Origin of the sequence: Sinimarinibacterium thermocellulolyticum (assembly GCF_040327995.1) — a bacterium.
Taxonomy (GTDB): Bacteria; Pseudomonadota; Gammaproteobacteria; order Nevskiales; family Nevskiaceae; genus Solimonas; species Solimonas thermocellulolyticum.
This window is the reverse complement of the sequence record NZ_JBEPIJ010000025.1, coordinates 22,244-30,265: the sequence shown is the minus strand read 5'-3', so window position 1 is coordinate 30,265 and position 8,022 is coordinate 22,244. Positions and strand designations below refer to the sequence as shown.

Here is an 8,022-nt window from a genome sequence, read left to right as displayed (position 1 = left end):
CGAAGTTTGCTACCGGTTCAATCACCGGCACGAGAACCTGCAACCCTTGCTGCACAAGCTTCTCAAGCAGATCTCAATCCAGGAGCTACGTCCAATTCTGGTCCGGAAAGGTTAGGAATTACCTTTCGATACGCTCGACCGCCGCGATGGGCACCGCGTTGAGATCCTGCGCGGTGGGCGCGAACGGCGCCTTCGGCGCACGACGCCCATCGATCAGCACCAGCGTGCGCTCGGAGCCAAGACCACGCAGATCGACCGCGACCAGCGACTGCGCCGAGCTGCCCGACTGCGCGCGAAACGCACCGGTCGAGTTGAACACGGTGTTGCGCAGCAGCTCGCCGACCGAGGTGAAGCCGCTGGTCTCGATTTCCTCCCGGTCGATGACGGACACCGGCAGCGCCCCCTCGACCGCCGCACGCGTCAGGCGCGAACCCGTGACTTCGATCGCGTCGAGCCGAGTGCTTCCCTCGGCGGCAGCCTCTTCCTGTGCAAGCGCAGCCGTGGACGAAAAACTGCTTGCAACGACCGCGGCGATGGCGGTGCGCCGGAACAACTCCCCGTTCCGCTTGCGCTTTGAAGTAATTTCCATCGTTTCACTCCCATGAGAACGAGACGGTCCCGCCACGCTGGCGTGATTGCATCTGATCTGACGCAGGCTGGCGGCTTGGGTACAGCAACGAATCGAGCCTAGTCCCGGTGTGTGAACTGCGTCAACAATCTGCAACTAAATTGGGTGAAAGCCCCTACGATCCATGCTGCGCTGCAGCGTCGCACGCGCGGTGACAATGGCTGCTGAAGGGAGTCGTTCACCGGCGCAGCGGGTGTTGCGCAAGGGGCGGAAATGGTGCCGGCTGCAGGGTTCGAACCCGCGACCCCCTGATTACAAATCAGGTGCTCTACCAACTGAGCTAAGCCGGCATTGGAAACTCAATTCTAGCGGAGTCCACCCACGGGACGGTGCGCCTGCCGCTGGTTGTAGCTGCCAGTTGCCGAATGTTAGTGTTCTTACGAGGTATTACCGAGAGTCGGCGATGGGCACAACGGTGACGAGCAAAGGTCAGGTCACGATCCCCAAGGATGTTCGAGGGCGACTAGGAATCCGTGCCGGCAGCCGCGTCGAGTTCCGGGTCGTGGGTGATCATGCGGAGCTGTACCTCAGCGACCGGCCGGTCGAGGCGCCGGAGAACGGCTTTGGCCTGCTCAAGAGCAAACGTGCCAGTGTCCCGGCCGACTTCGACCCTGCCACGCTCGCGCAACGCAAATGAGCGCGCTCATCGGCCTGGATACCAACGTCTTGGCCCGGTATTACGTGGAGGACGCCACCGACGCCGAAGCGACACGGCAACGATTCGCCGCCCGACGCTTGATCGAGTCCGGGGTTCCGCTCAAGGTCTGCAAAACCGTGCTGCTCGAGCTGGAATGGGTTCTGCGCGGGTACTATCGGTTTTCCGCGACGGACATCGCCGCGGTTTTCGCACATCTACTCGGCCGACGGCATATCGAGATCGAGGACCGGAACAGGGTCGAACAGGCGTTGCGCAACTACGCCAGCGGACTGGATTTCGCCGACGCGCTGCATCACGCGAGCTACGGCGACTGCGCGAGCATGGCGAGCTTCGATGACCGCCGGTTTGCTCGTCGCGCCAAGCGGCTAGGGCTGATGCCGTCGGTCAAGAAGCTGACCTGAGGCGCAAGCACCCTCATGAGCGAGATCGAACTGCACCGCAAGCTGCTTGGCGATGCGCCGCGCAATCGCGCGTTCTTCGATGCGCTGCGTCGGGTGATTCGTCCGGGGGAATCGACCGTGCTAGACATCGGTGCCGGCACCGGCTTTCTGAGTTTTCTCGCGCGGCGGCTGGGCGCGAAGCAGTGCACGCTGATCGAGTATGCGGACACGATCGAACTCGCGCAGCGGCTCGCGCGCGTCAACGGCATCGATGGCCTGCAGTTCGTGCGCGCGCACTCGGCGGAGTATCGGCGCCGGCTCGCGGTGGACATCGTCGTCAGCGAAACCCTGGGCAATTTCGCGCTCGAGGAGGGCTTTCTGGAAACCGCGGTCGATGCGCGGCGCTTCCTCAAGCCGGGCGGGTGCATCCTGCCGTCGCGGCTGCGGCAGTACGCCGCGCCGGTGATCGTGGATCGACTGCAGCGCGACATCGACATCTGGCCGACCGTCGGATTCGAGCTCGACCTCACCGCCGCGCGCGAGATCAGCCTGAACAACATGTACGTGCGCAGCATCACGGCGGAGGATCTCGGCGACGCGTCGCACACGCAGTGCTGGGATGATCTCGACCTGCGTCCGGACCGGCCGGCGCCGCCGAGCCGCCGCAGCCGCACGCTGCGCTGGACCGCGGACCGTGCCGGCCAGCGCATCGCCGGCTTCGCGCTGTGGTGGGAGGCCGAGCTCGTGCCCGGCATCAGTTTGTCGACCTCGCCGTATGCGGCGCCGACACACTGGGAGCAGATCTATCTGCCGCTGCTGCGAGCGCTCGCGCTGGAAGCGGGCGACGTCGTGGAGCTCGAATTGACCTGCGACACGCGGCCCGAGGTGGGCGTGCGGCTGGTCTGGAAGACCACGCAGCGGCGCGCCCGCCGCGTCGTGTGCGAGCAGCGCCAGGACAGCTTGCGCGGTCGGCTCTGAGGGCGTGGGCGGATCTTCGGCACGCGGCTCGCGCCGCAGCAGCCCGGATGCACAGCGCGCGATACGCTCGCGCCGATCAGGCCACGGGATCGGGCTCGCACCTCACAGCACCTTGCCCGGATTGAGCAGGTTCTTGGGATCGAGCGTCCGTTTGAGCGTGCGCATCAGCGCGATCTCCGCGCGGGTGCGCGAAATGCCGAGGTGCCGGCGCTTTTCGGTGCCGATGCCGTGTTCGGCCGAGATAGAACCGCCGATCGGCGCAAGGGGTGTGTAGACGTCCTCGTCCGCTTGCGCGTGCAGGTCGTCGCCGCTCGATCCGGGGTGGACGAAGAAGTGCAGGTTGCCGTCGCCGATGTGGCCGATGACGTCGCAGCGGCTGGCCGGCCAGCGGCGCTTGAGGCGCGCCTGCACTTCGGCGACGTAAGTCTCCATCTCGCGGATCGGCAGGCTCACGTCATACAGGAAGATCGGCTGGCGCCGGTACAGTGGCTGGAAGTTTTCGCGGATCTCCCACAGCGCGCGGCGCTCGGCCTCGGACTGCGGGATCACCGCGTCGGCGATCAGGCCTTCGTCGAGCGCCCGTTCCATTACGGCGATGAATCGCGGCGTGTCGGTCTCGGCGTCCGCGCCCTCGGCTTCGAGTATCACGTAGTAAGCATGGTCGCGGCCCAGCGGTGCGCGATGAAAGCCGGGCTCGGTGACGTCGCGGAAGTAGTCACCCCACATCGCTTCAAAGGCGCTCAGCGTGCCGCCGAGCCGCTGCTGTAGGCGCTTGAGCAGGCCGGTGACGTGGGCAAAGCTGGCGAGCCCCACCATCGCGCTGTTGCGGCTCTGCGTGGCTTCTTCGAGCCGCACGACGACGCGGGTGACGACGCCCAGCGTACCCTCGCTGCCGATGAACAGTTGCTTGAGGTCGTAGCCGGCGTTGTTCTTGAGCATGTGGTTCATCGACGACAGCACCGTGCCGTCGGCGAGCACCGCTTCGAGGCCGAGCACGCGCGTGCGCATCATGCCGTAGCGGATCACGTTGATGCCGCCGGCATTGGTGGCGACGTTGCCGCCGATGGTGCAAGACCCGCGCGCGCCCAGATCCAGCGGAAAGATCAGCCCGTGTTCGCGCACCGCTTCCTGCAAGCGCTGCAGCACGACGCCGGCCTGCACCGTCGCCGTGCGTCCGATGGGGTCGATGTCCTCGATCGCCTGCATGCGTTCCAGCGACAGGACCACGGTGTCGGCATCCGAAGTCGCGCCCTCGACGCAGCCGGTCAGGCCGCCATGCGTGACGACCTTTTGGTCGTATGCGTGGCAGATGCGCAGCACGCTCGACACCTCGGCGGTGCTGCGCGGCCGCACCAGTGCGCGCGCCTGTAGCGGCGAGGGGTCCCAGTAGCTGCTCGCGCGCTCGGCCGCGGCCCGCGCGTCCAGCACCTGGGCGGCACCGATCGCCCGTCGCAGCGCATCGATCACGGAACTCATGCGCTCCTCCAGCTTCGGTCCACCGCGGGTCGCGCGTAGACCGCCTTGAGCGCGTCCTCGACCGCCCGCGGGTAGATGCTGCTGTGGGTTTCGCCGTCATAGCAGCCGTAGCGCGCGTCGATACCGCGCGCACAGAGCTGCTCGACGTAGCTGCGGGTGCGCGGAATACCGGCGATGACGTTGAAAGCGTTGATCCGCTCCTCGCCGCCGATGACGAAGCGCGCCGACCGTGTCCTCAGCGCCGGATGCGCGCTCGGCAGTGCGCGCAGCAGCCAGTCGCCGCCGATCGCGATGCCGGGGCTGACGCCGATGTAGTCGCGAAACGGCGAGCGCGGCTGCGCCAGGGCATAGCCGACGAAGGTGCCGCCCGCGGAATGGCCGAGCAACCCCAGCGCGTCGGTGTCGATCGGCAGATGAAGCAGAACCGGCAGCAACTCGTCGGTGAGAAAAGTCAGTAGATCGGGGGCGCGCCCCAGGCGCAGGCGCGCATCCTCGCCGCGCAGCGCGAACAGCGCACGGAAGATGTGGCCGAGGTCATCGCCCCAGGCGTAGCCGTCCGACGGCATCGGGGAGAACTCCTCGAAGCGCCGGAACGCAAAGCCGTAGTGCCCCTCGGCGCGCGGCACGCCGACACCGATCACCGCGACCGGTTCGATCGATCCGGCCGCCGCGAGGCGGTATGCGGCTTCGGCGACGGTCGAGAACTCGATCGAGGCGTCGAGCACGAACAGCGCCGGCACGGGCCGCTCGAGGCTCGCAGCCTGCGGCAGCCAGACGAAGATCTCAAAGTCGCGATCCAGCGCGTGGCTGCGTAGCCGGTGTAGGCCTTCGCGCCCCGGTGGCTCGGTGGGCGGTCGCATCAGGCGGCGCGCCAGCGGGGCGCACGCGCGCAACAGCGGTGTCCACCACGGCCGGCGCAGCGCCGGCATGCCGCGGCCATATTCGATGCCGGTGGACAGCAGCCTGCGCAGCGCATCGACGAAGGCCGCGATGCCATGGTCGCCCTCGCCGTACAGGCGCAGGCGCGGGTCGGCCGCCGCCGCGAGCGCCGGCGCCGCCGCGCCATCGCCGCCGGCGAAGGCCAGCACCGGCCCACCGTCGATGCGGTAGCGCCGCGCAAGCGCGGCGAGCAGCGCCGTGATCGCCCGTGCCGGCGGCGCGCTCCCGGCGAGCCACTGGTGCGTGGGCGTGCGCACGACGACGACGAGGCTCTCTCGGATCTCCCGGGTATCGGCCATCAGCCGGCTCATCTCGATGACCGAGCCGCACATCGCTTGCCCATCGAAGACGATTGCCAGCGGGTAGCGGCGGCGGTGCCGTGCGTACGAGAGCGGCAGGCCGACCACGAGCTCGCATGGCGCCTTGCCGCCGTCGGCGGTCAGGGTGATGCACTCGACCGCGGGCAGGCGCTCGCAGGCGGCGGCGTAGAGGTCGATGAGAAAGCGTGAGCGCGGCTCAGAAGTCATAGGACAGGCGCAGGCCGATGGTGCGGGGGGTGAGGACGGTGTGCTGTGGGGTGGGCGCCGAGATCGAGACGATTGCGCGGGTATCGGCGAGGTTGTCGCCGAAGAGCTGCAGCTTCCAGCGATCACGGGCAATGCCCACATGCCCCTTTATCAACTCGTAGCTGTCGATCTCGATGGTGTCGTACTCGTCCGACTCGAACACGATGAGCTGGCCGTCGACGTAGGCATAGGTCGCCGACAGATCGCCCTGCAGCCCGAACGGCAGGCCAAAGCCCCAGCCGAGGTTGGCACTGCCGGTCAGTCGCGGCGTGTTGGGCAGGCCGGACCCCCGGCGCACCTGCGAGGCCGCGTTGGGCCGGGTGACCTCGGCGTCGTTGTAACCGGCGTTGAGCGTCAGCGTCAGATCGTCCGGCGCCAGCCAGACGATCGAGGCCTCGGCGCCGACGACGCGCGCGTCGCCGGCGTTGTCGAGGTGGGCAAAGTCGGTCGGTACGGCGCCCAGGCGCGCAGTGCCGAGAACCGTGCCCTGGATGTCCTCCCAGTCGATGTGATAGCCGGCGAGGTTGGTGATCAGCGTACCATCCAGCCAGGTCGACTTGATGCCGAGCTCCTTGTTCCAGACGTAGTCGGGCTTGACGATCGGCGGCCCGCTCTCCAGTGCGGCATAGACGTTGGCGGTGCCGGAGCGGAATCCGCGCGTGACCGAGGCGTACAGCAGATGATCGGGATTCAAGTGCCAGCCCAGCGCCAGCTTCGGCAGCAAGCCGCGCGTCTTCAAGTCCTGAGCAACGTAGATGTGCGCGGTCTGTGTCTGCGGATCGAGATTGTCGGGATTGGAGCCGATCAAAAACGCCTCGAGGCCGTAAAAGCGCGTATCGATGAAGAACGAGATGTCCTCGGTGAACGCGCGCAGACCGCCGGTGATCTCGAACACCTCCGGCACCAGGTGCCAGGTCAGCTCGCCGTAGGCCGAGTACTGCGTGAAGGCCTCGTCGCCGAAGCCCTGCTCCTGACGCCCCTGCAAGGGATTGAAGCCACCGAGGATGCCGGTGAACAGACCGGTCGGATCCTCTGGCACGCTGTCCTCGCGCTTCTCCTGGTCGAAGGTCTGGTTGCGATCGCGGAAGAACAGGCCAGCGATCCAGTCGAAGCGCTCGCTGCCGTGCGAGACCAGGCGCAGCTCCTGCGAGAACGAGTCGAGATCGGTGACCACGTGCGTCGAGGCATTGGAAAAGATGTCGGGCGCGGTCAGGCCCAGCTCGTTGAACTGCGTCTGCAGCACGCTCTGCAACACCGGCGTGCGCCGGCGCGTGTCGCGGAAGGTGTCGTACAGTGCGCTGACCGAGGTCAGCGTCGCGAACGGCAGGCTCCAGCGCAGGGTCAGCGCATGGATCGAGAAGTCGGTGATGGCGTACTGATCCTCCTCGCGGGTGTTGATCAGCGCTTCTTCCTCGCCGACATCGACCACCGGAAACTGCTCGCGGTCGGTCCAGTCGTTCAAATGCAGGTATTCGAATTCGAGCCCGTCGAACGCCTGCCAGGTGAGCGCCGCCCGCAGCGAGCGCGCGTCCTCGGCATCGGCATCGGGGCGATCGAGATTGACGTAGTCGACGAAGCCGCCCGTGTGACGGCGGGTTGCGACGAAGCGTGCGCCGAGGCGATCGTCAACAAGCGGCACGTTGACGGCGATGCGACCGTCCCAGGAGTCGTCGCCCTGCTCGGTCTGGCTCGCCGACAGCGCGCCGCGCAGCTCCCATTCGTTCGGGTTCGGCGCACGCGTGACCATCTTGATCGCACCGCCCATCGCGCCTTCACCGTAGAGCGTGCCCTGCGGCCCCTTGAGCACCTCGACGCGGGCGAGATCGTAGATGTTCAGATCCGGGAACACGCCGGAGCCCTGAATTGCGACATCGTTCAGATACACGCCGGTCGTCGGTGAGCCGTCGGCGTAACCGAGATCGGACTCGTTGACATTGGAGATGCCGCGCATCGCGATCTTGGCCGTGCCATTGCCCGACTTCTGCAGCGACACGCTCGGCACCTCGATCAGGTAGTCCTCGACGCCGGTCGCGCCGGCCTCGTCGAGTGCACGGCCGCCGAAGACGTGCGCACCGCCGATCACGTCCTGGATGTCCTGCTCACGAAACGACGCGGTGACGACGATCTCTTCGAGCTGGCGCGCCCGTGGCGGCGGCGCCGGCTCCGGCGCGGGTTCACGCAGAGACTCGACTGCAATCGTCTGTAGCTCGTCGGCTGCATCGGCCTGCGGCGTCGCAGGCGTGGGCTCGGCGAACAAGGCCTCGAGCGGGTCCTCGGCACTTTCCTGCCCCGCCGCAGCCAAGGGCAGAGCCGAGCCGGCGGCGAGGCACGCGGCAAATGCCGCCCGGATTGGATTTGCTCGCATGCGCACCTTCTTAGCAGCGACGCCGGCTATGA

Annotated in this window: 7 protein-coding genes and 1 tRNA gene; 3 read left to right on the top strand and 5 right to left on the bottom strand. The window is 67.1% G+C overall.

The features are described from left to right. Positions 1-118: 118 nt before the first annotated feature. Complete coding sequence (locus tag ABSH63_RS14770; RefSeq protein ID WP_352890745.1) at positions 119-589, bottom strand: TonB-dependent receptor plug domain-containing protein; 471 nt, start codon at positions 587-589, stop codon at positions 119-121. A 253-nt stretch (positions 590-842) separates the two neighbouring features. Next, positions 843-918, bottom strand: a tRNA-Thr gene (locus tag ABSH63_RS14765). Positions 919-1,031: 113 nt separating this feature from the next. Here ABSH63_RS14765 and ABSH63_RS14760 point away from each other — a divergent pair. The 3 genes from ABSH63_RS14760 to ABSH63_RS14750 are packed head-to-tail and all read left to right on the top strand — an operon-like array spanning position 1,032 to position 2,644. Then, entirely contained in the window at positions 1,032-1,265 is a 234-nt protein-coding gene (locus ABSH63_RS14760) for an AbrB/MazE/SpoVT family DNA-binding domain-containing protein (RefSeq protein ID WP_352890743.1), read from the top strand. Next, positions 1,262-1,687 (top strand): type II toxin-antitoxin system VapC family toxin, encoded by a 426-nt coding sequence (locus tag ABSH63_RS14755; protein WP_352890741.1) that lies wholly within the window; start codon positions 1,262-1,264, stop codon positions 1,685-1,687. The genes ABSH63_RS14760 and ABSH63_RS14755 overlap by 4 nt, the downstream gene beginning before the upstream one ends. Positions 1,688-1,702: 15 nt before the next feature. Further along, positions 1,703-2,644: a methyltransferase domain-containing protein gene (locus ABSH63_RS14750; protein WP_352890739.1), complete on the top strand. Its 942-nt coding sequence runs from the start codon at positions 1,703-1,705 to the stop codon at positions 2,642-2,644. Positions 2,645-2,746: 102 nt separating this feature from the next. Here ABSH63_RS14750 and ABSH63_RS14745 read toward each other — a convergent pair whose 3' ends face one another. Genes ABSH63_RS14745 through ABSH63_RS14735 form a run of 3 tightly spaced genes read right to left on the bottom strand, consistent with a single transcriptional unit; the run spans position 2,747 to position 7,990 of the window. Beyond that, entirely contained in the window at positions 2,747-4,120 is a 1,374-nt protein-coding gene (locus tag ABSH63_RS14745; protein WP_352890738.1) for an FAD-binding oxidoreductase, read from the bottom strand. After that, positions 4,117-5,586, bottom strand: a complete 1,470-nt coding sequence (locus tag ABSH63_RS14740) for an alpha/beta hydrolase (RefSeq protein WP_352890736.1) — start codon at positions 5,584-5,586, stop codon at positions 4,117-4,119. The genes ABSH63_RS14745 and ABSH63_RS14740 overlap by 4 nt, the downstream gene beginning before the upstream one ends. Further along, positions 5,576-7,990, bottom strand: coding sequence for a TonB-dependent receptor (locus ABSH63_RS14735; RefSeq protein WP_352890734.1), 2,415 nt, complete (start codon positions 7,988-7,990; stop codon positions 5,576-5,578). Before ABSH63_RS14735 ends, ABSH63_RS14740 begins: the two co-directional genes overlap by 11 nt. Positions 7,991-8,022 lie beyond the last annotated feature (32 nt).

What these genes read in the sequence shown, in the direction of transcription:
- ABSH63_RS14770 (WP_352890745.1), bottom strand. Translation starts at nt 589, where the DNA reads ATGGAAATTACTTCAAAGCGCAAGCGGAACGGGGAGTTGTTCCGGCGC.
- ABSH63_RS14760 (WP_352890743.1), top strand. Translation starts at nt 1,032, where the DNA reads ATGGGCACAACGGTGACGAGCAAAGGTCAGGTCACGATCCCCAAGGAT.
- ABSH63_RS14755 (WP_352890741.1), top strand. Translation starts at nt 1,262, where the DNA reads ATGAGCGCGCTCATCGGCCTGGATACCAACGTCTTGGCCCGGTATTAC.
- ABSH63_RS14750 (WP_352890739.1), top strand. Translation starts at nt 1,703, where the DNA reads ATGAGCGAGATCGAACTGCACCGCAAGCTGCTTGGCGATGCGCCGCGC.
- ABSH63_RS14745 (WP_352890738.1), bottom strand. Translation starts at nt 4,120, where the DNA reads ATGAGTTCCGTGATCGATGCGCTGCGACGGGCGATCGGTGCCGCCCAG.
- ABSH63_RS14740 (WP_352890736.1), bottom strand. Translation starts at nt 5,586, where the DNA reads ATGACTTCTGAGCCGCGCTCACGCTTTCTCATCGACCTCTACGCCGCC.
- ABSH63_RS14735 (WP_352890734.1), bottom strand. Translation starts at nt 7,990, where the DNA reads ATGCGAGCAAATCCAATCCGGGCGGCATTTGCCGCGTGCCTCGCCGCC.